Raw genomic sequence first — 24,615 nt, forward strand, 5'->3', positions numbered from 1 at the left:
TAAGACCCTCGCAGGGTCTTATCACGCTGCAACCCCACCATTTTCTGGCTTCCGTCAGCAATCCCGGTAAATAAGACCCTGACAGGGTCTTATCCCCTCCAAACTAGCTACTTTCACTGCCAATAAGACCCTCGCAGGGTCTTATCACGCTGCAACCCCACCATTTTCTGGCTTCCGTCAGCAATCCCGGTAAATAAGACCCTGACAGGGTCTTATCCACTCCAAACTAGCTACTTTCACTGCCAATAAGACCCTCGCAGGGTCTTATCACGTTACATCCCCACCATTTCCTCGCTTCCGTCAGCCATCTCCCCGTTAATAAGACCCTGACAGGGTCTTATCGACTTCAAACTAGCTACATTTACTACCAATAAGATCCTTGCAGGGTCTTATCACGCTGCAACCCCACCATTTTCTCGCTTCCGTCAGCCATCCCGATTAATAAGACCCTCGCAGGGTCTTATCACACCATAATCCCCACCGGCCCAGAAAACAGAAATAGCCCCGCCGCTGCGAGAATATCGCTGCGACGGGGCTCAAAATTTAAATCATCCTAGCAAATCTACATACTCGAGCAATCGTTTGATCATAACGATCGCTTCGGCGCGAGTAGCGTTTTTGGTTGGGCCGAAGGTGGTTTCGGTCTGGCCGGTGATAACGCCCATATATACGGCTTTAGCCAGGTCGCTTTTCGCCCAGGACGCTACTTTCGTCCGGTCGCTGAATTTGGACAGGTAAGTCGTTTCCGACTGTGGCAGAGTGATTGTCACCGCAGCAGCCTTTGTGGCACGGGACATCATAACCGCCATCTCCTGGCGAGTTATCGGGCTGTTCGGCTTAAACGTACCGTCCGTGTTGCCCGTTACGATGCCTGCTTTGGACGCAGCGCCGATATAAGCCGCTGTAACGGTTCCCCCTGTTACATCCCTGTACTTCGAAGCATCGCTCCGGCTTCCGGACAATCCGAGACCGCGAACAATATACGCCGCGAATTCCGCGCGGGTAATGGAGCTTTGCGGATCAAACTTCGTTGTGGATCCCGAACGACCTTCGATAATGAATTTGTTCGACATCATCTTGATCGTTGAACCCGCCCAATGCGAGCCGATATCGGTAAACCTCGATGAACCGCTGACCAGAGCATAAGAGCTGTTGCCCTTCCGCTTGAACGTTACCATATTCGTGCCGTTCTCCGTAGAGAATGTGGTTGGCACGTACGATAGCTTGCCGGTTTGCGGGTCCAGCCACACAACCGCGCTGTTGCTCGAATTTGCAGCTACTAACGACTCAAAGCTCCGTTTGACATAGCCGCCAAATTCCGAAAGATTCTTTTCGGTCGTCCCGTTCACTACCGAGGTCTCGAACGTAATTGGCGTCGACAAGAGGGATGCCCCCGCTTTACTGATAGCCGAAGTTAAACCACTGGTATTCGAGTTAGAGCCCTTTTCAATTTTAATCAAAAGGTTGCCAGTTGTTGAGCTCGATCCCATCAGGGACGCCATACTCTTGAAAGCCAGCGCGCTAAGCGGAATCTCATAGGAGCTTGTTCCGTACTGTACGACAAAAGACGATCCGTTACTTGAACGGTAAGCCGTCTCCAATACCGTTAACGGAACGGCTACAACCGCCGCTCTCTCGGAACTTGGCACCTCAAAAACAACCCGCGCATTGCTGATTCCCGCGCTTCTGGCCGCCGAAAAAGCGGTAGACAGCTTATCGGCTTGGATTGTATAACGGGTAGTCGTATAGCCTGCAGGCGAAATATCCGATGTTTGCGTGGCCATCGAAGTCGTTAATCCGATGCCTCCACCGCTAGCTTCTTCATAACCGCCAGGCAGCGAATCAATTAGCGTTGTCTGATTGGCTACCGTCACATTTGTAAAGCTGTTGATCACCGTGCCGTCTGACGTGCGCAAGCTGTTAGTAGAAGTGGCGTAATAAGTAACGGTTACCGCATCGCCAACGCCAGGTGCTTGGGCAAGGGTCAGTACAACGCTATTGCCGCTAATGGTTACGTTAGTGGCCGGGTCCGCCGAATTATTAACCTTCACCGAGAAGTAGGCGGAGGATGGCGCATAGGAAGAATTGAGCGTTTTCCAGAAGGACAAGGTCAATTTGGTTCCTTTGACCACCGCCCCGTATAAACCGGTATCCGTAGACGAACCGTTTCCTATCGAAGCCGTCGCATTCGTAAATGCTGCCGCTTCATTGCCCGACAAGTCTGATAAGGCTGTGTATAACTTGGAATAGGACACTTTAACGGTCGAACCGGTTGTAATATCCGGGCTTACCGTAAGAAGGACCTGTGGACCGGAGACGGTTACCTGCGTTACGCTGCGCAGCGAGTTGTTCACAAGTACGCTGTACTGGCTGGTTGACGGTCTTCTGGTCGAATCCAGCGTTTTATTATAAGTAATGATGATGGAAGAACCGTAAGCGTCAATGGTTTGCACCGTTGGCAGCGAGGTATCCACCGTGCTGGATAATGAAATGTTGCTGAAATTGCTTACTTTATTGCCTGCAGCATCCTGCAGCGGGTAAGAACCGGCACTGTAGGATACTCGAACGCTCGAACTTGAATCAATTGAAGTATTCACAGCTAGGATAACTTTATTTGCCGTACTGTACACGGATGTTGGCGTGTAGTAATTACCCCCAACATAAACGCTGAATTGTGAATAAGCATAGCTGCTGACCGAAGCCAGATTTTTCGAGAAGATCAAGGTTACGATCCCGCCTGCAGCGGTCCCTCCCGTCAGCTGCGGCTGGGTTGTGTCCACGGCGGTCGTTACCGTCTGGGAAGCCAGGCTAAGCGCCTGGTTGCCCGAAAGATCCCGAATGCCCAGCGTTGCAACCGAAGGCTTGGAATACGACAGCTTCACTTGCTGCCCGTCTACGATGTTGCTGGACAATTTTAACGTAACCTTTGGTCCGGATACCGAAACGCCGATAACGGAGCGGTATGCGCCATCAACTGTGATATAGAAGCTACCGGCCGTAGGAATCGAGTTCTCCATCAAGTCTTCGTTATAAGTCATAACGATCGTTGATCCGTTGGCTTCCAGCTTCGAAATCGCCGGAGGCGTTGTATCCCCGCCAAGCGTCTTGAATGCCCATTGGTATTCGTTCTGAATGCCGTTAAACGTATTGCCGGCCAGATCGGTTACCGCATCCGGGTCAATAACGACGTAATAAGCCGTTCCTGCCTGAAGAGCCTGGTTTGGTGTAATAATAAGCTTCTTGTTGTTCAGCGGATCTACGGATACCGAGGTTCCTACCGACGGTGTCGCGCATTGACTGCTGGTGCTGCTCACGCATTGAATCCAGATCTGTCCGCTGCCCGATTGTACGGCTTCGCTAAACGTTGCGGACAAAGTCCCATTGGGATCAGCCGAGGTTGAACTGTTGGCTGGTGAAGTAGCGGCCAGAGTCGGCTTCACATTATCCTGCGTAACCGTAAACCTCCAACTGGATGAGCTCGTTAACCCGTCATAATACAACCCTACTCCATCCTTAAAAGCGCGGCTTCCGAAAGTTACATAGTAAGAGGTATTATTCACAAAAGCTTTTGCCGCTTCGCCGCCGTATGCGCTTGTTGCATCAATGGTAATCGTGTCCGTACCGCCGCCGGATACCCGGCCGGAAGTAACCGGAATGGAGCGGAACAAGGTGCCGCTCGTTACCGTACGGATCTCGATTGTACCGCTGTCCTGAAAGACAGGCTCCGTAAACGTTAATACAAGCTTGCCTGTTGTAGCGGTCAGAATACCGCCAGCTGTTGGCGTGAGGCTCTTAAGAGCCGGCTTGGTCGTATCATTGCCATACCCGGTTGTAAAATTCCACGCCGCAGCATTAGCAATTCCCGGGAATGGATAATTAGAGCCCGAGTCCGTCTCGATAAAAGCTCCCGCATCCACTAACACATAGTATGAGGTATTAGCGTTAAATCTAGGACTTGCCGGCAAAGTAACGGTTGCTGTCGTTCCCGTAATCGCCACTTGCGATGAGCTAGTCTTGATTCTGGCAAAAGTCGTGTTGTTCTTCACGTCTCTGATTTCAATAAACTTTTCGGTTCCGGCCGCAATATTGTGGTCGAACGTCATGGTCAGCTTATCCGTTAAGACGGATACGGAAGTCGCATAATTTGCCGGCGTAGCCGTGACGATAGTAAGAGGCGCCAGATCCGTACGGAAGCTCCAATTGACATACGAAGCGCCACCCGTCTCCATCACATTGCCTGCGCCATCTTGGAAAGCCGTTCTCGGAATCGTAACCGAATAGTCGGTATTGGAGTCCAGCGGAGTATTTGGCGTAATTGTAATCGTGCTTGTACCGCTGCCTTGCACCATGCTTGAGGTTACCGGAATATTTTTCGTATCGGTCAGGCTGCTTAATGTCACGCTGCCGCTTGCGGCATAGACAGGTTCACTAAACTGAAGGATCACTTTACTGTCCACAGCCACTTTCGTTGCGCCCGCATCCGGCGATTTCACAACAATCGTTGGGCCAGCGGTATCCACAACGGCTGCCGTTCTAAAGTTCCATGTCGTCGCACTGGAAATGCCGGCATAATAAGCACCGTTAGATATGTTGGCAAAAGCGCCGTAATCGATCAATACGTAATAATCCGTATTTACATTTAAGATTGCATCCGGATTAATGGTAGCTGTTCGGCCTGTCGCATCGAGTCTAATTTTGTAAGAAGACATCGGAATGCTCTCGACAATATCGCTTGTATTGTAGTTATAAATGGATATAACCGCCGAATCGGCGCCTTTCGTAACGGCCTCATCAAAAGTCAGCGTCAAATCGCTTGCAGGCGTGACCCCAATTGCATTATCCGCCGGACTCATGCCTGCAACGATAGGTCCGCTTGATGCAGCTTGTGCTACGCGAGTGTTCTCTGACCAACCCGTAAGAACGAGTTGGAGCACTAATAAGACAGCTATCATGAAACTTAATCGGCTTCGTACTAACATTTCCCGCAATCACTCCCCAGCTAAATACACTTGTACCCTATTTGTCGGCAAATCAACTTGAAAAATTTAGGCTAACTAGGTATTAGTCGATAACCGGAGCGAAAAGGTTGCACTTTCCAGAAAGATCAAAACAAAAAAGCCCCGAATCCGAAGATTCAAGGCTTTGTTATGAAAGCAATTATTTCGCAGCAAGTGCGTCTGCTTTAAGGTTTTCTGCTTTGTCCACGCGCTCCCAAGGGAGATCCACATCCGTACGGCCGAAGTGACCGTAAGCAGCGGTTTGAGCGTAGATTGGACGGCGAAGGTCAAGCATTTTGATAATGCCTGCTGGGCGAAGATCAAAGTTCTTTTTGATCACGTCAACCAGAAGCTCTTCTGATACTTTGCCAGTGCCGTAAGTGTCAACGTTGATCGATACTGGTTGCGCTACGCCAATGGCATAAGCCAATTGGATTTCGCATTTGTCAGCCAGACCTGCAGCAACGATGTTCTTAGCTACATAGCGAGCCGCATAAGCTGCGGAACGGTCAACCTTCGTTGGATCCTTACCGGAGAATGCGCCGCCGCCATGACGTGCATAACCGCCGTAAGTATCAACGATGATTTTGCGGCCAGTCAGACCAGCATCGCCTTGAGGACCACCGATTACGAAACGGCCTGTAGGGTTAATGAAGTATTTCGTTTGCTCATCCAGCCATTCAACAGGAACAACCGGCTTAATAACATGCTCAAGGATATCCTTTTGGATTTGCTCCAGCGAGATTTCTTCAGCGTGTTGAGTCGATACGACGATTGTGTCTACGCGAACCGGTTTACCGTCCACGTACTCGATTGTAACTTGCGTTTTACCGTCCGGACGCAGGTAGCCCAGCGTGTCGTTCTTACGAACTTCAGACAGGCGGCGAGCAATGCGATGCGACAATGCGATTGGCAAAGGCATCAGCTCAGGAGTTTCGTTCGTAGCAAAACCAAACATCAGGCCTTGGTCGCCGGCACCGATATCTTCGTTTTCCTTTTGAACGTCTTTACCGTCGCGGCTCTCAAGCGCAGCGTTAACGCCTTGAGCAATATCCGCGGATTGTTCATTCAGCGATGTCAACACCGCGCAAGTGCTGGAGTCAAAACCGTATTTTGCACGCGTATAACCAATTTCTTTAATTGTACGGCGAGCAATAGCGGAAATATCGACATAATCAGCACGGGAGCTGATTTCTCCAATAACAAGTACAAGACCAGTTGCAACCGAAACTTCGCAAGCTACGCGAGCGTAAGGGTCCGCTTCCAGAAACGCGTCCAGAACAGCATCCGAGATTTGGTCACAAATCTTATCCGGGTGGCCTTCTGTAACCGATTCCGATGTAAACAAGTGACGACCTTTTACAGACATCCGTATCAACCTCCTACAGCTAGTATGAAATAAGTGCAGACATCCTACACAAAAAATGAACCTTTTCCCGTAGGAAAAGGTTGTTAGACAACTCTCTAAAACAGTATAATACCGAAAATGTCGCTTGGTGTCAACGGATACCAATTTTTGATACAATATAAGATTCCGCTCAAGGTCGAAACGTCTTCGCCGGCCTTAACCGGCAGAACGCGTTTCAAACCGGAGAATTCTAAGCTGTATTTATTAGAAGAAACTTATAATGCTTAGAATTTAAGCGTAGCCGTTTAACACTTTTTCGGCTTGGGCAACCAGACGCTGCGTAATGCTGCCACCGATCGAACCAACATCGCGGCTTGTTACTTCCCGCCATTGAATGCGAGTACCGCCGCTTACTCCGCCAAGCTCGTCCGCAAACTCTGTGTCAGCACCAACGCTTACACCATGAGAAGCAAATAAGCCAAGCTCCGCTGCAAGCTCATACTTCATTTGATTCAGCGCTTCCTTACACTCCGGTACAACCACTCTGTTGGAAGAACGACGACCCATAATAAGAACACCTCCATTTAAATTAGGAACGTGGCTTTATTGTGTGTCCTTCCGGGCGGTTTGAAGCGTATAACTTATTTACTGTACGGGTAAAATGTTCTATAACATCCAAGCTTATTGAATAACATAGCTGCCGCGTACTAATACAGTTAACGAACCTTTATATGTAGGAGCAGTAGTAATACCACGTCCTGCGCGCGGGAACAAAATATGATGGTTAGCCGTGATGGTTTTGCCGTTCGTTAAATCTTTGCCATCCGTCAAATCCGCAATACCATTTGCGTCCGTACTATATACAACGGCTTTACCTGAACGCACGACAACCTCCGTACCTTCGTTCGCAATGAGGATTTTTCCGTTAGGGACAGATACAACGTCAAGCTTCGCGCTTGCACCGCCGGTTTCCGGCTGCGTTGTTCCGCCTCCGTTAGAACCACCAGCTTTGGCAATCTGTTCATCCACATAGCTCTTGGTTACAACCGGATCATCGGCAGAACCCGGCACAGCCGCATTTGATTCCGCCTCAAGGGTTGTCGGCCAGTTCACCCCAGCAATAATGCCTGCTCCTACAAGAACAACAGCGAGTACAATCCGTAGTGCATACTTCTTCAATTTCGACAAGCTCCTTTCTTAACGCAATTACGCAAAATTACGCAAACAAATCTAGTATCTTCTATTAAGATACTAGATTTGAATGGGATTAACCAGTTATTTCTGAACTATTAATGTTGGCCGTCAAGCCAGTTGATGAACTCTGAGAATCTGATATCTTTCGAAAACAGCTTTTTCTTGCTGCCATTAACCGTTTCATAAACATTCAGAGTGTAGGTTGGCCAGTATTTATTTTCAGCCATTTGCTTATTGAAAGCATTGTAGTTGTCGCCAATTTTCCAGGTTAAGCTATTCTCTGCTTTGCCCTCTAGATTAATGGTTTGCGACCATAACACATCACTCGCCGGCTCATACTCTAGTTCCATAGTTAGTTTGGATTGTGTAAACCCATCATAACTATAATCACGTTGTACCTTACTTCCAACCGTAAAGTACACTGTTTCACCATTTGCATATACATTGAAGTAATTGAAATCAATATTGTAAGGTCCTACTTTTAGTGCATGACTATTTGTCAGATCTGAATTCTCTGTAGGTAATCCGAATAATACACCGCGGATGTAACCAGTTGGAGTGCCGGTTGCACCTTTAATGAGACCATTGGAATCAATTGCTTCCCCAAGCAGCAACTGCAAACCTTCGCGACTCACATTACTTGGAAGTTGAGTGTAAACAATAATCTGTTCCTTGTTGCCCGGTGTTACAGAAGTAGCCGTCTTCTGAATAGTTGCTTCATAATAGTTACCGGCAGCAGATTTAAAGTATCCCGTCCATTGAGGCATCACTTTGCTGCGTGTCTGATTATTTGTTACATCCATGAATACTGCATAAGTATCGGTGAGATCACCTTTGTACGTTCGAACATCTGTAACTTTAGCGCTCATTTCAGATCCAATAGATTTTTGTGTGTAAACACTGCCTGCAGAAACTGAATAGATTGGTGTAATTGCAGATTTTGTTACTTCAGCAACTTGAACATCCTCAGTACCCGACTTTTCATTGAGCTGAAGTTCAAACTTTTTCCAGTTATAAGCATTCGGTAATTTACCGATAAATGTAATTGTTGTAGAAGCGCCAGGTGCTAATCCAATATCACCTGTATTCTTAACTGTCTGTCCGTTAATCGTAATGTTCTCATCAAGTACGATTGTACCTGTCAGTTCCGGTAGTGGCAGATAGACAGACTCTTTGTTTTTAACCGATAGTTTCGCAATGACATTGTCGTCATTCCCCCAAGGCATACGTTGAACGGATTGTAATTCTACCTCATATGTGCCTTTTTCATCCGTGAAAGTCTGCTTAGCAGTTCCAGGAGTTGTATCCAGTGAGAATGGAACCATAAACGAAGCTACAGGTAATTCGACTTGGCTGCTGTCTGTTCCTACCTTTTGTGTAATAACTAGCTTCCATCCCGAAGTGGATACTGTGTTAGGAATCGAACCTGTCAATCGAATGGAGTTAAGTACAGCTGGTTCTAATGTCAAATTGGAGTCTGAAGTATTTTTCAACTTCAGCTTGTACAGACCGCTAGATGTTTTTAAGTAGTAATTATATTCCGGAATCGCAACCCCGAATTGGCTAGTATTACGTGCGACAAAAGATAAGTTTACATTATAGTAGTCCGTTGTTTTCGAAACGGTATTTTGATCAACGCGCATGTTTACATTAGAACTGCTAATTTTAACAGTTTTGTATCCACCTAGCTTAATATCATTATTATAGCCGGCAGGGAATGTAAATGATCCAATGGTTTTCTCATAACCGGAGACCGAGAAATCGAACTTCACGAAATTCAGAATCAGCTGATCAAGTGTAACCATCGAGCCAACCGCACTATAAAAAGTGAGGGTCGTGCTAGCCTTCGGGCTGATCGTTTTCTTGTTTGCCTTGTCTAACAAAGTTAGCGTATATTTGGTTCCGCTTGTCGATTTCAAACGTGCCCAATAGTCTACAAGATTAATAGCTGAGCTATCACCATTATAAAATTCAAAGGTGAAGCTTGCAGTAGCCCCATTCGCACTTGGAACTATGCTGGCATCCGTCAACTGTACATACGAATTTTTCGTTACGTACATCTTCTTATTGACAGATGAACTTGATGCAGCGAAAGACACCGGTATCGCACTGAGAAGCATTACAAAGGCGACGAGGAGGGATACAAGCATAGTCGATCGTTTAAAGCTTTTCCGCATTGTCACATTCACTCCGTATAATTAGATTTACTTTAATAGACGAGAATGGAATCCCATAAGTTTCGGCACATCTCAAAAATGTTTACTCCGCCTATATCCGTAACTATATCGAATGTATATGAACTGCATGTGAACATGTCCTATAGAAACAAAAAGAAAGCTGAGAGCTTAAGCTCTCAGCTTTCTAGTTTAATAAAATTAGCTAGCAGGGTGTTGTTTAACGATCAGAACTACGCCTGCTTCGTTGTAAGTACCGTAATCAGTACCTGTGTCTTGAACAACGATTTGGTATTTACCTTCAGTAGTACCAAAGCCGTCTTTTGCATCAAGAACATCAGTGATACCAGCATCAGAGATAGTATCGCCATCTACCAAGTAGTATCTTGTGTTGGAAGTCTCTACAAACTTCACGTTAGTATTAATCGTGAATGTTTTTGCATCTGTATCAACAGCATCAAGTGTTGTTGCATATGCGTTTTGTTTCACGAACAACTCTTTACCAGCAGCTGGAAGGCCGTCATACACAGATTCTGTAGTAAGGTTATCTACGAGTTGTACGATATCATTAGTCTTCAGGGCTGCAGTTTCGAAGTATGTGTATACATCTTTAGAAACAGCATACGTCTTAGTTTCGCCGTCTTTTTTGATTTTCACGCCATAAGAAGCAGATGTAGCGCTTGTTTCTACTTTAGACAGACCTTGGTACAGACCTTGAACAGTTGGAAGTGTAGCTGTGCTGCCAACAGATGTAATGATTACATAGTTAGCTTTACCAGCAGTTGCTTTAACTGCAACTTGAGTGCCAGTTGTAACGTCTGCAGCTGTTGCAGCTGTTACAGTTGTATTAGTGCCATTCAAAGCAACTTTCAGGTAAGTAGTGTTACCGTCAAGAATATAGTTAGATCCTGCAGTCAACAGAGAAGACGATACAGAAGTAACTGCTACACCTTTGATTGGTGTGCTGTCAAGTCCAGCGCTCAGGTCGATCAAGGAGTCATTGGAATTAAACGCAAGTTTAACCAATGCACCATCCAAATAGTTGTAATCAACACCAGCTTTAGTAGCATCATCGAAATTCTCAAGGTGAGTAGTGTATACTGTGTGAACTTGTTTGTCGTTCAATGCGTAGTAAACTACTTTAATGTTGTCATTAACAACTACACCGTTAGAGATAACGCTGTACAGTTTGCCACCGTTGTCATCTACATCGTAGATAACAGCATATTGGCTGTTGTCAACTGCAGATGCAGTATAAGCGTATACCACTTGGTTGTCTTTGTTCAGTACGTAAGTGTACTCAGTTCCAACTTTAGTTACGTCAGCTGCAGTAGTCAAACCTTTGTAGAGGTAAGTTGTTCCTGCTACTTTGTAAGTAGTGTCAGATCCATCTTTACCTACAGCTTCCAGCTTACCTGTAACAACTTTACGAGTTGCTTCAACTTTAGTTGCTACACCAGTCTTAGTGGATTCAACCACATTGATAGCATCGTTTTCTTTCAGGTCAGCAATTTTAGCTACTTTGCCGTCAAGAATTACGGATGTTGTGGAGTCAACTTTGAAAGTTTTATTAGCTTGAGTCAGGATTTTGCTGTAGCTAGTGTAGTTAGTGATGGACTTAACAACTTGGTTAGCATCCCAGTTATCAACAACAACCGCTTGAACTTGAGTGCCATCAGCATTCAGGAACAATTGTACGGATGCACCATTTTTAATGTCGTAAGTAGCAGTTTGTACAGCATCAGTGTTGTCATAAACATTGAATGGCGCAGCTGTCGTACCTGCTGCAGTTGCGTAAGTAACACCATTCAATTTGAACGTGCTGTTAGCTTTAACACCAGAAACTGCAGCATTCGCAGTTACTGTTACAACGCGAGTTGCTTCTTGTGCATCAGTAAGAGCAAGAACTTTAGTTTTGTCTTTAGTGTAAAGCACTTTCACAGTATGGCCAAGGAGATCAGCCAGTTTTTTGCCGTCTGTGATGAAGAAGTTTTTATCCAGTGTTTTAGCACCAGTGTTAAGAGTAAGTTTGCCGTTGGCATCAAAAGCAGCAGCTGTAACTACAGCAGACTCGTTATAACCAACTTTTTCAATCAAAGTTGCGGAAGTAACATCGTATGCCAATTTGTCAGTGTTGTAATTTACAATGTGCTGACCAAGAGTGTTATCAGTAAGCTCAGCAACTGTGCCACGGTTAGCGTTAGCGCCTTTTGCAATGTCAACGCCATCGAAGATACCGAGTTCGTTAGCTTGCAGCAACACGTTGTAAGGCCACGAACCGGACAGATACTTGTCTTGGTACCCCAGAGCGCGAACCAAGATTGCAGTTGCTTCCTCAAATTTAACTGTGTCGTTCGGACGGAATTTACCGTTATAACCCTGAATGAAGCCTTTAGTTGCAGCAACGTTAATGTAACCAGTGTACCAAGCACCAGCTTTAACGTCTTTGAACGTTGGAGCTGTGTTAGCCATCAGTTGCGCTGCACTTTCGTTGCCAGTTGCAACAACGATGATTTTAGCCAGTTCTGCACGAGTGATCGAGTTATCTGGCTTGAAAGTGCCGTCTGCATAACCTTGCAGAATGCCCAGAGCGGACAGACGCTCTACAGCGGATTGTACTGGTTTGCCAACTACGTCAGATGGAGTAGCTGCAAATGCAGGAACTGCCAAAGCGGAAAGCATGGAGCCAGCGAGTGCCAGCGAAAGTAAACTTTTCTTCATAACCTTTTTTTCTCCTCCTCTAAATACCTTCGGTTGTTGAGAGTTTTGTTTAGAAAATGAATTGCTCGTTTTTCTCATAGCCGATTCACCCCCTTCCCCGAGTTAAGAGCATAAATTAATAAAATAATATAAATGATGTCTGCTTCCATGCTTCAACCCTATGTAAGAACATGTCGCAGAAACTCGTAAACCTACGAAAAAACAATATAAATATAATACTAGAGAAGACCTACCACTTTAACATTATACAATGGGCTACTCACAGCGTAAAGAGGAAGTTGAGAAATCATTCCACTTACAGGAATAATAGTAGTCCCAAGGTACTACATGCCTCGTTTTTGCAATGTCATGTAATTAAACGCACAGTAGCTCAAAAAGTTGCGCTCAGTTCAAAAAAAGTTCTGAGTTTTTTTTCGATTCGGTTGTTTATGTATTGCTACCCTTCCCTAGGTATGTACTTAGTATAGCTTGGCCTATCAATCTCGTCATTGCAAAACATTTTCCATGGATAAACTTACTTTAGAAATTAATAGCAATAAAATAAATAGAGCAGATCGGCCGAGAGCCGAGCTGCTCTACCCCATTAATTCGCGTAAATTGCAGGCAATGTTTTGTTGCTCGCCATAACTTTGGCGATTAAGATGGATGCGTCGCTGCGCAGCAGTCTTGCTCTAGGTTCAAACACATAGCCGGCTTTCTTATCGTTAGGATTAATCATAGAGCCTTGGATAAAGCCCTTTTTCTGAATCGCAAGAATCGATGGTACCGCATAGTAATCGGCGTTCGCGGAATCCTTAAACGCTTTATCCAGTGCGGCTTTGGCTTTTGCTGCGTTTGTCTCCAGCTTCAGATTAAGCGCTTTTGCTAGAATAACCGATGCGTCTTGGCGCGTCAACTTCGTATCCGGTTCAAAGGTTACGGGCTGAGTGCCTCGTATGATACCCGCTCTAGCAGCTGTCTCAATATAACGGTAATCATAGAGGGCGTCAATATTCAAGATCGGATCAACCGGCACATCGATAAAATGCTTTGGTCCTTCATAATTCAAAGGAATGCTCAGCGCTTTAACGATCATACGCGCGAATTCGCCTCGGGATACGTATTGGTCTGCACCAAAGATGCCTGTAGGATCTTCTGCGTTCATAACGCCTTTAGCGAAAATAGCCTCCATTGCATTACGTGCATATGAATGGTCGTTGATATCATTAAAGCCATACGTCAGTTTGCCTACTACATAGTAGCCAAACTTCTGGAACGGTACCTTAATGGTGTGTTTCTTCTCGTCTACTGTACCACCCATGTTCTCCCACACATTCTCGTATGGATCGTAACGGAATACCGTTACAACGGTTCCGGCGCCTTGCGAGATATTAGGATCATAGGACAACGTCAGTGTACCCGATAGGGATGGAACAACTTCTCTACCACTGCTGAAACGCTTGAAGAATTGTTGGGTTGGGTCCCCTTGAACCATTGCGTATGGATAAGGGTCCTGACCGCTTGTTACCGGATCATAGGCTTTGGTAGCATCGTCATCCGCCAGGCCTCCGTCGATCCAGAAGAGCGAGCTTACTTTAATGAAACGATCCGAGAAAAACTCGCTCAAGTAATACGAACCAACTGCATTTTCAGACCAATAGTCTGCAGGCTGACTTCTGAATTCATAACGGTTGATTACGCCATCCGTAGGATTCGCAATACCGAACAGAAGCTGGTTGCCGCTGTAGATCTGGCTTGAATTGTTGCTTGTCGAGTTGTAAGAAGGACGAACAAGCTTGGTGTTTTTCGGGAAAGTTAATGCCAGGCTGCCGTCAAATACTTTATGGGAGCTTGCCATCGTTTCCGTATACTGTGCGCCGGGAATATTCGCCGGTTCATAATTAACGGTTAAGGAATCCGTGATTTTATCCTTGCCGCGGGTAATAACAATCGGAATAGCTGTCTCTTTATTGGCTTTTAAGCCTGTTACACGAACCTTGTATGCTTCGATCGGCACCGGAGTAACCGGATCTTGGCTGTAATCAAGATAAGTAACCTTCTTGGCCGCAAGCTTGTTAATCGTCATCGAATCCGCTCCCGGGGAAGCAATAATGACGTCAACAAAGTTCGAGTTCAGATTACGCTCTTCCGTAACTGGTGCAAGCACGGTATACGGAATAGCCACTGGGTCAACCTCAAGTCGGTAAGTCGCGCGCGGACCTGCTTCGCCGCTGTTAAATACGGTGAACGTATAGACCTGCGCACTGCCGTCTTCAGGAATTTCTTGATCTTCCATGATGAAATAGAAATACTGATTGGTCACATCGTAATACACTTTAATGCCGGCTACAGTTGCATTCGGGTTAATAGCCGTTCCCACCGGTTTGCCATTAGAGGTTGGAGTAAATTCCTTGGTTAAATCCCATACAACATCCTTAGCAAAGTTTGGAGAGCTTACTTTTAGAATGTAGTTAGTCAGCACGCTGTCATTAGTAAGCGGATTTCCATCGGGATCCTTTAGTTCTGCCATTTTATTCGCGATTTCTAAGGTATCATCGCCAAGATCAACAAAATCGAACGTACCGTATACGTTCATGCGGGCTTCTTTTGTCGAGAAGATATTCGATACATTCGTAAAGTTAGGATCGTTAGCAAGAGGCTCTTGCAAATTCACGCTGTACGGATATACGCCGTCCGTATTTGCTGCCGGAATAGATGGCAGATTGGTTGGAACGATATTGATTTTTACTGTGTTTTCATAGTTGTTCTTGGATGTCTTGTAAACGATTTTAAAGGTGTTTTCACCTGTTTTGTTCAAAACGCCAAAGGCTGTTGCTTTTATTGTGTCTACGCCGTTTGCGTCTTTTTTTACAGCAAGTTTGAACTTAGTCTTTGTTGCAGAACCATTTTGCTCGAGCGGAACTTCTACGTTATTAATATAGAAGAAAACGGTTTGCGGTTTAGAATCGCCAGCATAAACGATCTCGTCCTCATTGGCTATATTCATGAATTGACCAGCAAAATTACTAAGCTGATCGAAGATGTAGTCAATGCCTTCGTTAACCTTCATGGTAGTGTCGTAATTAATTTGCATGCCGTTGTACAAGCTGTCGTATTTCACGAACGGACCGTACAGCAGCTTGATCGTTGCCGATTTAAGCGCAGTGTTGCCGGCTACTTTGAAATTCAACAGCTGGGTACCTGCAGTCGGCAGCTTCGATACTTCCATAAACAAACGCAGGAATGGCACGGAAACGCCGTTGACATTACGATAAACGATTTGGTTCACCGTATCTTGGCTGAAGGTGATACCGGCAGAAGCTTGCAATGGCTGACCCGCACTGTCTACCAACGTTACGATATTATTATAATTGCTGCCAAGCGAAGTGTAGTTGCCAACCAATACTTCAACGCCCATCGGAAGGGAATAAATATTCGCATTTTCAATGTCGGTGCCTTCCAGTACCTGAAGCTTGGTAAGATCGCCTTTCATGCCTGCGGTATAGCCGGTTAAGTAATTGACGTCATAGATGTATGGAAGATTGCTGTTATGAAGCGTCAATGTATAGGTTGGGGACTGTTGGGATTCATCGTCCACCACGTTATAGCCCTGCATTTTGAACCGGTAAGGCGTTTCGTACGATAAACCGGTAGAGGATGTATTGCCAATAGCAAAACTGAACGAGACTGTAATATATTTCGTCGTCTGCGTAATGGAATTCTGATCCGGGCTTACAGCTTTAATGTCTGTCGCTATAGGCTGATAGTTCTGGCCGCCCGACCACTGCGGCAAAAACAGAAAGCGGCTTGCGAGATTGGCAAAGTCCGATACATCCGGAGTATAAGCGTTATTCGCATATTTTACAGGAATAATCGCTTTACCCGAAAGGGTAAGATTCTTATTGGCACCAACAGACAGATCCGATGTTTTATCCAGATCAATAGAGGTTGTGCCATCCGATACCGACATATCGTAGAAGGTCGAAGAACCGTTATAGAACGCAATCTCCCTTGTTGTTTCTACAACCTGGCTGTTATTGTACACGCGGATCGTTACTATATTTTTGCCTGTCTTGATGTTTAACGGAGAGGCAACAAACTTGTAATCTCCCGCATCGGATACGTTATATTCGTAGCTCTTGCCGTTTACGGAAACCGAAACTTTGGTTGCGTTTGGCGCTTTACCGCTGATGGAGATATCTTCGCTTGTCTTGCCGTCGGACAAAGCCGATTGCAGAACCGTAGTCTGATCCTCCAAAATCGGATAGCTTGTACCGCGAATCGTTGCCGTCAAGTCGTAAAGCATTGGGCTGTTGCGATATTCAATATAAATCGATTCGCTGACGGTGGAAGTGCCGTAGATGCCTTTAAACGTCAGCTTATTAAGGCCCGGATACAATTCCACGTTATTAACGGAGATATTGTTTCCGCTTAAAGCAATATTGGCCGTCTGATTCTCGATCGAATTGACGACGGTCTCTTTGCCGCCGCTAACCGACACGTTGTAAACGCTGTAGCTGATCGAGTTACCCACGACATTGTTGATGGTACCTTTCAGGGTTACGCGCTGGTCCGTAGTGATCCTTGCACTGCCTGACGTGTACTGCTCATTCGGAAACAGGAAATACGTTCCCGCGGCGGATGCTTTGTGCGGTGTACTAAACGGCGGCAGCAGCGTAATTAGAAGCGCCAGTGACAGCACAAGGGATAATAGCTTTTTCAAAACGATGATCCTCCTTTATGTAATGGCTGTTAGCGTTAATGAATAATTGAACGATCGACGGTTCCAACTGGTTGACATTGCAATTAGAGGCCGATTGTAAGTAAGCTGTATGTTCCGATTTATTTCCTCCCTCACTGTCTTCGGTTGAAGAATAGTTCTGTACTGTTGTTATCGGTCCCCTGGCCCTAAAATGTTAGTTCATTTGGCAGATTGGAATTATAAAGAAATTTTAATGATTATCAATCACTAGGCTAAATTCTTCGTAAATAGATAAGACCCTGCGAGGGCTTTATTGAGCGGAAGCTGAGGAGAATTGATGTGCTTAAGACCCGAGCAGGGCCTAATCCACTAAAACGCAAAAATAAAAGGTTGTCCCAGCAGCAAACTTTCGTTTGCCGCTTGGAACAACCTTTTTGCACACATGTAATAAAATAACGATTATTTCGAGCTTCTCGCATCTACCTTCGGACGGAACATGCGGTTTAAGAAGTTGATAAGCGGACGGCGCGTTTTGTCCACGATCCCGATAAGCTCCGCGCCAATCTGAAGGCTGAAGATGACCAGACAGATCACGATAAACGTAATCCAATTCGCGGAGGATGATTGCACAACGGTCGATTGCAGAACCGCAAATCCGCCGAACACCGCAGCCACGCTCCAGATGATAAGCACAGTCTTGCGATGGCTGAAACCAAGCTCTTGCAGACAATGATGCAGATGTCCTTTGTCCGGCGCAAAGATCGGACGCTTGTTCACAAGGCGACGAATGATCGCGAAGAACGTATCGGACAGCGGTACACCGATGATAAGCAGCGGAGTTACGAACGATACGATCGTAATCTGCTTGAAGCTCGTCATCGACAGCATCGCCAGGCAGAAGCCCAGGAACAAGGAGCCGGAGTCGCCCATAAAGATTTTGGCCGGATGGAAGTTGAAGTACAGGAATCCAACGATACCGCCCAAGAGCAGAACGCTGAGCAGGATAATCGGCACGTTGCCCATGATGATCGCCATCACGAGGATGGTACCGATCGCAATGGCGGAGACTCCTCCTGCCAGCCCGTCCAGACCGTCGATCAGGTTGATTGCGTTCGTAACGCCCACAATCCAGAAAATCGTAATCGGAATGGATACCCATGCTTCGATTGGCTGCATCGTTGCGCCAAAGGGTACGTTCAGCAGGTCGATCTTGACGCCAAAGCCGAACACGACTACGCAAGCCGCAGCGATTTGGGCAACCAGCTTCACCTTGGCCGACAGCTCGAAACGGTCGTCAAACGCGCCGATGAGGATAATCATCGTACCGCCAACCAGAACGGCGCGGATCAGATTCTCTCCCTCGTGGTTCAGCAATCCGTCCGGAATAAACGGCATCAGAATGAGAAATCCGACTGCGAATGCAAGATAGATCCCGAGACCGCCCATACGGGGCATAATCCGCGTATGTACCTTGCGGTGATTCGGTTTATCGATCGCTCCAACCTTGAAAGCGAATTTTTTAACTAGCGGTGTCATAACTAGAGCTATTATTAGAGATATGATAAATCCTAGTGTGTACAGTAAGCCTGCTGGCATATTGTGCAGCTCCCCTTTTTCTTTCTACCGAAGTGAATTATACTCCGACAGAAGAAGAAACTCCAAATCCCGTTTTCACGTATTTTCAACGGTTTTGGGAGGTTATTACGTAGTAGGGCGTGGTTTCTTGACGTTTTCTTTATCGCGAACCACTTTCACGACGAATTTCGGCAATACCATCATTCTTGGCAGCCTTTTCGGCTCCTGTAATAACCGGTAAAACCACTCCAAACGCAGCTTCTGGAACAGCAATGGCGCTCTTTTCAGCTTGCCTGCAATAATATCGAAGCTTCCTCCAACTCCCATAATAAGCGGGACTCCAAGCTGCTTCTTATATTTGGCAATCCAAGGCTCCTGCGTTTCCGCGCCCCGTGCCACAAACAGTAAATCCGGTGCTGCCTGCCGAACCGCTTCGATTACTTCCGCGTCCTGATCAGGGCCAAAGTAGCCGTTGCGGCAGCCTACGATGCGAACCTGCGGATATTGCAGCTGCAGCTTCTCGGCCGCCGCTTCAATAATTTCCTGCGATGTGCCAAGCAAATAAGCTGTCCATTTCCGTTTTTCGCCTTCTTGCATAAGACGATGCAACAGGTCAAAGCCCGTTACGCGCTCTGTCACCGGGGTACCCACATAATTGGCCGCCCATACGACTCCCGCACCGTCCGGTACGATAAGCTCGGCTTTTCTCATCATCTTGTAGTAATCCTGGCTTTCAACAGCCGACATTACCATAATCGGATTAGCCGTAATGACATGCGTCTGGCGCTTCTGCTCAATTGCTTCTGTTAGATAACTGACCGTCTCGTCCATGCTCATCTTGGAGAATGGAATTCCGTAAATCGGCACCGTTGGGACTTGTTTCGACAAGTGAAAATCACCTCGATATGGTATGACGCAATAACTGCGCGATTTGTTGCGCCGGTTGCTGCGATTGTTGTCTTAATCGTTCGATCGCTTCGCGATGCTGCTCTTTCCAGCCGTTTGCGTCGTCCAGCAGCCGCTGGGCGCTGTCCGCGAAGGCAGCCGGATCAAGCTGTTCGGTCGTGCCGACCGCCGTTAGACCAAGACGGTGAAGGAACTGATCGATCTTCGGATCGTACGATAAGCCAAGCATCGGAACCATCTGGTTCGCCGCGTAGATGAGCGCGTGCAGGCGCATGCCGAAAAGCGCGTCGCAGCGGCTCACCTCCAGCAGCATTTGCTGGGGGTCGTCGCCAGGGGCGGCCAGCTCCGCCGAGCTTCCTTCGGCGAGCCTGCCGCTGAGCCGTTCCATAACCAGCTTCGATGCTTCCGCATCGTCCGGCGTATGGAACGGAAGGAACCGCAGCCGCACCGGGCGGCGGCTGGCAAGCTCGGCCAGCGCGTCTGCCGCGCGGCCAAGATCGGCGCCGTCCTTGCGCCAATGCCGCAAGGACACGCCCAGCACGGGCACAGCCGCCGCATCATCGGCGGCTTGCGCCCGCCCCGCTGCCGCGCCAGCCGGCAGCGGCAGCCCCATCACCGGATCGGGTACAACCTCGATCCGGCCAGGCGCAACGCCAATCCGCTTCAATAGCTCGGCGGATTCGGCGTCCCGCACCGACACATAAGCGCTTTTCCGCATGCTCGAGCGGATAAGCGGATCCATCCAGCGACGGTTTACCGGCCCGATCCCTTGCGAATAAATAAACGTCGGCTTGCCAAGCCATTGGGCAAGCTTGATGATTCCGGTGTAATACGGAATCGTCTTGGCGCTTGTGGCATCCTGCAGCAGGCTTCCGCCGCCGCTGATCAGCCCGTCGCTTGCACGGAGCGCGTTCAGCACGTCCTTCGGATGCATCCTCCGGACGGCTTCCACGCCGTACATGCGGCTTGTCCAAGCCGGGTCGGCCGACAGCACGACCGGCTGAATGCGAATACCGTTAGCCTCGCCCTGCTCGGCTAACGCCAGCAGGATGGAGCGGAGGACCGCCTCATCGCCGCTGTTGCGAAAACCGTAATAGCCGGAGATCACTACTCGGAAAGTTTTTTTATCAGTCCCGGTGACCATTTACGCCATACCCCTTCCACCACTTGCCACACGCCGATCAAGATCAGCCCGATAATCGCCCCAAGACCAAGACCGAGGAAGACGCGGATAATCGAAATGTACAGCGGCGTATGAATGTGAGCGAACGTATCGACCATCGATAGCTGCCCGATCGAGCCTACAATAATGAACACCCACGCTGCGCGGTAACGAAGCGCCAAGAACAGGCCTGCCAGGAGCAGCGGATGCGCCAAGAGGAATTCCTTGCTCCGCGGACGAACGCCGAACGTCTGCTCCAGCCAGTTGCGGAACGTCAGCTCCAGCGACGAAGCCGAGCCCTCGTTGCCCGTACGCGACAGGTAATACATGCCTACTACGGCAATTACCACGAGAGCAACGACCATAAACACCGTAATCGGCATATTGGCAAACTTGCGGATGCGGCGTACCGGAGAGTTGCCGGTATAGAGCAGCACGTAGATCGCCGTTAAGCCGATAGGCGCCAAATGAAGCAGGCTGACGCCGCGGAACTGCTGCAGCACCATGCTATACGTAATATTGTTCAAAAGACCGAATACAAACGGTACCGCCATCAGCGAGATCAGCGCGGTTACGATAAACCAGGTGACCGCGAGGCCAAGGCGGCGGCGGGCTGTCAGCCCCTCGAACACCCATTTGCCTTCGCCGGAAGCGCCGGCTCGTCCATTCCAGGCAGCTCCGCCCACCGTGCGGAGACTGCCCTCGGTACGGGCATAGACGCGATTCATGACCCACACTAGCGCAAGGGTCGGGGCACTGATGCCCGCTCCAAGCGCCAGCGCCTGCTCGGCAAGCGGACTGTTAATCTGGAACAGGCCAGCCGCGCCCACGAGACCGATCAAATAAAGCGGAATCAGCGTGCCCGGGATAAATACGTTAATCAACAGCGCGATTAGAGCGACCGCGCCAGCGGCTACGACCATCTTAAGCGGCTTGATATAAGACGGATGCTTCACGTCAAACGGCTGCGCCAGATTCGGCGAGAAGCCGGCATCGGTCAAACGCTGCACCAGGCCGTCTTTGCCTTTCATCGTGATGTAGAGATTATCAAGACCGCTTACGACGGCCGATTTCTCCAGGCTTGTCTGCACGCCGGCATTCAGGAAGAACATCCGAATGTTGCGGTCCTTCGCGGCAAGCAGGAAGCGGTCGGTAAGCACCTCCGGCGATTTGCCGATAGCGTCTTCAGCCGACAGGGAATACAAGCGCACGATATTATAATTTGTAATATATGCTAATTTATTTATGCCGGATTGAGGTTTTTTCAAGTTCTCGATCGTTGCGATTCCCATGCCGTATTTGTTAAGCAATTCAGCGAACGAATTGAGGCTGTGGAGCACAGGTTGATCCTTATAGCCCTTCACCGTAGCACCGTCAAATAATACGCGCGTTACGCCGACTTCCTTCAGACGGGCCAGCTGCGCATCCGTTGCGGCCTCATCGTAAGGCAGCACGCGGTCCGAGAAACGGGCCAGAATGTGAAAGCCCTTGTCATGCAGGGTTTGAAGCGTCATCGGGTCAAAATCCATCGGCTGCAGCTGCACGGATTGCAGCGGCAGTTCAACAACAAGGCCGTTGCGGCCGTCAAAGGACCAAGGGCGGTATGTGGCACCGGCATGATCCATCGCCTGACGGATGATCGGTCCAATCTTTTCTTCTTCTTCCGGGCCGCTGAACAGAATGTAAGTAAAGTTCTGCCCTACCGGCTCCAGCTTGCTTTGAAGCAGAGCGATATCCTTCGAGCTGTAATACTTCAGGCGTCCGGCCTGGGAAAGCTCCTTCAGGGAGCTTTCGTACAGGGACATTGTCGTAATGCCGGCGCCTTTCATTTTCTCAAGCTGCTCGTCGATAAACTGCTGCGGCCGCGTCTGGTATTCCGAGATTTCAACCAGATCGCGATAATCGAATACGTATTCCACGGACTTCGAGGATGCTTCCATATTCATTCGATTCATACCGATCGGCATTGCGGCGATCACGCCAATAATTGCAATAACCCACAGCCAGAGTATCGCTTTGCGGTTCCATTGCTGCCAACGTTGAAGCACAATAATCCTCCGTTCAATCACTTGCGAATGTAATCCCTATCTGATCAGTCATAACCCGGCGCGCGGATTACGCTTTGCTGTCTACGCGCTCCATGACGGCGCCGCGGAGCTTGCCAAGCAGCTCGGCCGCATGCTCCGTGGACTCTCCGCGAACGGCGAAGTACACTTTAATCTTAGGCTCCGTGCCGGATGGACGCAGGCAGAACCACGATCCGTCGGCGAGCATGTATTTCAGTACGTTCTCCGGACGAAGACCGTCAAGTCCGCCGAGGTAATCAAGCACCTTCTCCACCTTCACCCCGTTGATATCGGCAGGCGGATTGTTGCGCCAGTCATTCATAATGCCGGCAATTTGCTGCACGCCGTCAAGACCCTTCAGCGTACGCGACTCCAGGCCCTCGAGGTAGAAGCCATGCTTGGCGTACAGCTCGAGTAGAACGTCGTACAACGTTTTTCCTTGACTGCTATAGTATGCCGCCGCTTCGCAAATCAATAACGAAGCAACAACCGCATCCTTGTCGCGGGCATAGTCGCCAGTCAAATAACCGTAGCTTTCTTCATAGCCGAACAGGAAAGCATGCTCGCCCGTTTGCTCGTAAGAAGTCATTTTCTCGCCAATATATTTGAAGCCAGTCAACGTATTCTCTACGGCAGCGCCGTAGGAACGAGCGATATCGGCCCCCATCTCGCTGGTAACGATCGTCTTGATTACGACGCCGTTAGCCGGCAGCTGGCCGCGCTCCTTCAATTGACTGAGCACATATTCGATCATCAGGGCGCCCGACTGATTGCCTGTCAGGACGACATATTCGCCATTATTGTTTTTGACAACCGCACCCATGCGGTCGGCATCGGGATCCGTACCCATAATAATGTCCGCGTCAATCTCTTGGGCAAGCTTGATTGCAAGCGTAAACGCTTCGCGTTCTTCCGGATTCGGCGATTTGACCGTGCTGAAATAACCGTCAGGCTGCTCCTGCTCGGTTACGATATGAACATTGCTGAAGCCCGCTTTGCGCAGCACCTCGCGGACAGGCAGGTTGCCCGAACCATGAAGCGGCGTAAAGACGACTTTGAATTTCTCGCCAAGGCCGCTTTGCAGCAGCTCTTTGTTCAAGCTTTGCGCAACAACGGTATCCGTGTATTGCTCGTCTGCTTGCGAGTCAAGCCATACGAGAAGGCCTTGCGCTTCCGCGTCCTCGCGGCTCATTCTTTTCACTTGATCAAAACCGGTCACCCGGCCGATCGAAGCGATAACTTGCTCGGCGTCTTCGGGGATCAGCTGGCAGCCGTCCGCGCCGTATGCTTTATAGCCGTTATATTCCGGCGGGTTGTGGCTCGCCGTGATGACGATACCCGTGGAGCAACCTAACGCGCGTACCGCATAGGAGAGCTGAGGCGTTGGACGAAGCGACGGGAACAGATAGGTTTTTACGCCGTTAGCGGCAAGGACGAGAGCGGAATCAAGCGCAAACTCGGGCGAGTTGTTGCGCGAATCGTGAGCGATTACCGCGGAAGGTTGTCCTTCCGTAAGGGAGAGCAGCCAGTTCGCGAGGCCTTGCGTAGCTTTGCCTACGGTATAAGCGTTCAGACGGTTGGTGCCCGCGCCCATGACGCCGCGGAGGCCGCCTGTCCCAAATTCCAGATCGCGGTAGAAGCGGTCCGTAATCTCCTTTTCTTGTCCTTCGATACCGCGAAGCTCTTCCTTCGTAGCCTCATCGATTATCGCGTCGTTCAACCAAGCCTGATAGCGTTCCATTGCTTTTTCATTTTGATTCATTAAACAGCTTCACTCCTTTTTAATTAGAA

The 24,615-nt window shown here is 48.4% G+C and carries 12 protein-coding genes; all 12 read right to left on the reverse strand.

Going from position 1 to position 24,615, the window contains the following annotated elements; translation table 11 throughout:
- Positions 1–548 precede the first annotated feature (548 nt).
- Positions 549–4,979: an Ig-like domain-containing protein gene (locus FHT67_RS22060; RefSeq protein ID WP_167201359.1), complete on the reverse strand. Its 4,431-nt coding sequence runs from the start codon at positions 4,977–4,979 to the stop codon at positions 549–551.
- Positions 4,980–5,157: 178 nt separating this feature from the next.
- Positions 5,158–6,366 (reverse strand): methionine adenosyltransferase, encoded by a 1,209-nt coding sequence (metK, locus tag FHT67_RS22065; RefSeq protein ID WP_015847319.1) that lies wholly within the window; start codon positions 6,364–6,366, stop codon positions 5,158–5,160.
- 270 nt (positions 6,367–6,636) lie between these two features.
- On the reverse strand, positions 6,637–6,912 hold the full coding sequence (locus FHT67_RS22070) for an alpha/beta-type small acid-soluble spore protein (protein ID WP_167201360.1): 276 nt from the start codon (positions 6,910–6,912) through the stop codon (positions 6,637–6,639).
- Between the two features lie 114 nt (positions 6,913–7,026).
- Positions 7,027–7,524 carry a hypothetical protein gene (locus FHT67_RS22075; protein ID WP_167201361.1) on the reverse strand — a complete coding sequence of 166 codons (498 nt, stop codon included), beginning with the start codon at positions 7,522–7,524 and terminating at the stop codon, positions 7,027–7,029.
- Between the two features lie 110 nt (positions 7,525–7,634).
- A complete protein-coding gene (locus tag FHT67_RS22080; RefSeq protein ID WP_208403443.1) occupies positions 7,635–9,569 on the reverse strand; it encodes a hypothetical protein in 1,935 nt (644 codons plus the stop codon).
- Positions 9,570–9,914: 345 nt separating this feature from the next.
- A complete protein-coding gene (locus tag FHT67_RS22085) occupies positions 9,915–12,512 on the reverse strand; it encodes an S-layer homology domain-containing protein (RefSeq protein ID WP_167201363.1) in 2,598 nt (865 codons plus the stop codon).
- A 505-nt stretch (positions 12,513–13,017) separates the two neighbouring features.
- Positions 13,018–17,136, reverse strand: a complete 4,119-nt coding sequence (locus tag FHT67_RS22090) for an S-layer homology domain-containing protein (protein ID WP_167201364.1) — start codon at positions 17,134–17,136, stop codon at positions 13,018–13,020.
- Between the two features lie 438 nt (positions 17,137–17,574).
- On the reverse strand, positions 17,575–18,711 hold the full coding sequence (locus FHT67_RS22095; protein ID WP_132308836.1) for a glycosyltransferase family 4 protein: 1,137 nt from the start codon (positions 18,709–18,711) through the stop codon (positions 17,575–17,577).
- Positions 18,712–18,816: 105 nt separating this feature from the next.
- Positions 18,817–19,527: a WecB/TagA/CpsF family glycosyltransferase gene (locus FHT67_RS22100; RefSeq protein WP_167201583.1), complete on the reverse strand. Its 711-nt coding sequence runs from the start codon at positions 19,525–19,527 to the stop codon at positions 18,817–18,819.
- A 58-nt stretch (positions 19,528–19,585) separates the two neighbouring features.
- Positions 19,586–20,740: a polysaccharide pyruvyl transferase CsaB gene (gene csaB, locus FHT67_RS22105; protein WP_167201365.1), complete on the reverse strand. Its 1,155-nt coding sequence runs from the start codon at positions 20,738–20,740 to the stop codon at positions 19,586–19,588.
- On the reverse strand, positions 20,704–22,806 hold the full coding sequence (locus FHT67_RS22110; protein ID WP_132308832.1) for a DUF5693 family protein: 2,103 nt from the start codon (positions 22,804–22,806) through the stop codon (positions 20,704–20,706). Before FHT67_RS22110 ends, csaB begins: the two co-directional genes overlap by 37 nt.
- Positions 22,807–22,873: 67 nt before the next feature.
- On the reverse strand, positions 22,874–24,586 hold the full coding sequence (locus tag FHT67_RS22115) for a phospho-sugar mutase (protein ID WP_279591586.1): 1,713 nt from the start codon (positions 24,584–24,586) through the stop codon (positions 22,874–22,876).
- Positions 24,587–24,615 lie beyond the last annotated feature (29 nt).

Source organism: Paenibacillus sp. BK720, assembly GCF_011761545.1.
Classification (GTDB): domain Bacteria; phylum Bacillota; class Bacilli; order Paenibacillales; family Paenibacillaceae; genus Pristimantibacillus.